A 1,147-nucleotide genomic window follows, 5' to 3' on the forward strand; every position below is an offset into this window, starting at 1 on the left:
GGGCCTGTTGCGCAATATTGCGGGAGGCGTGTTGTGAGGATTGAGGGCGGCCATTTTCGTTGCTTTGGAGGCTTTTCGGGGTTTGGGAGCCGCGCCTTTGCGGCGTTTGGCGGATTTCGGGCGCAGCTATGGCGTGATCGCCGCCCATCGTCTCATGTTGAAGGCGATGGTGGCGAGCATGATCTGGGCCGTTGCCTTGACGAGGCCGACATAGCGGATGCGGGTGAGACGCATGCGGTTCTTGAGCGTGGCGAATGTGGTTTCCACCGCCGCCCTGCGCCGCGCGATCAAGCGGTTGTAGAGCTTGAGGCGGGGCGGCAGTTCGGGATGGTGTTTGTTGGGCCGGCGGGCGAGCCGGGCCTTGATGCCGCGCGCCTTGAGCCGCGCCTGGCGGGCGTGGGTGTGGTAGGCTGCATCCGCCCATACCACCTTCTCGTCGCCGACGATCAGGTCGTCGGCTGGCTCGGTGTCGTTGACGTTGGCCGGCGTCGTGATCACAGTCCTGATCAGGCCCGAACCCTCGTCCACGCCGACATGGGCCTTGTAGCCGAAGGTGAAGCCGCCCTTCTTCCTGGTCCCGCCAAAAGCAGCGTCCGGATCGAGCGAGGCCCGCTTGCCGGAGCTCGGCGCCGAGGCCGCCTCGATCAGGGTCGCGTCCAGCATCGCGCCGCGCTTCAGCATCACGCCGGCTTTCTCCAACTGCCGGTCGAGTTCGCCAAACAGCCTGTCCAGAAGTCCCTTCTCGATCAAAAGATTGCGGAAGCGGTTGAGCACCGTGTGGTCGGGCACCGTCTCGTCGAGGGCGAGCCCCACGAAGCGGCGGAACGACAGCCGGTCGGCGAGCGCTTCCTCCAACTCGCGGTCCGACAGCCCGTAAAGCGACTGCAAGAGCAGGGCCTTGAAGAGAACCAGCGCTGGCCAGCCGGGATGGCCCGGACCACCATGATTGAGCCCGCCAAGCAGCTTCTCGAAACGGTACCACTTCACCAGCGACTCGATCCGATCCAGGATTCCCGACGAGCCAACCGCCTTGTTCCCAAGGAACGCCTCGATAAAGCTCATCTGTCCCGTCCGCTTCACCGCCATCGCAAATCCCTCCGAGCCATAATCGAAGTGAATCACAATGCCAGAATTGCGCAACAGGCCC

The 1,147-nt window shown here is 64.0% G+C and carries 1 protein-coding gene; it reads right to left on the reverse strand.

The genetic code is table 11. From position 1 onward, the window contains the following. Positions 1-126: 126 nt before the first annotated feature. Positions 127-1,086, reverse strand: coding sequence for an IS5 family transposase (locus O7A61_RS32260; RefSeq protein WP_337133185.1), 960 nt, complete (start codon positions 1,084-1,086; stop codon positions 127-129). Positions 1,087-1,147 lie beyond the last annotated feature (61 nt).

The sequence above is a fragment of the Mesorhizobium sp. Cs1321R2N1 genome (assembly GCF_037179725.1).
Classification (GTDB): domain Bacteria; phylum Pseudomonadota; class Alphaproteobacteria; order Rhizobiales; family Rhizobiaceae; genus Mesorhizobium; species Mesorhizobium salmacidum.

Bases quoted from the DNA above. Each gene is read 5' to 3' on its own strand.
- O7A61_RS32260 (WP_337133185.1), bottom strand. From the start codon at position 1,086: ATGGCGGTGAAGCGGACGGGACAGATGAGCTTTATCGAGGCGTTCCTT.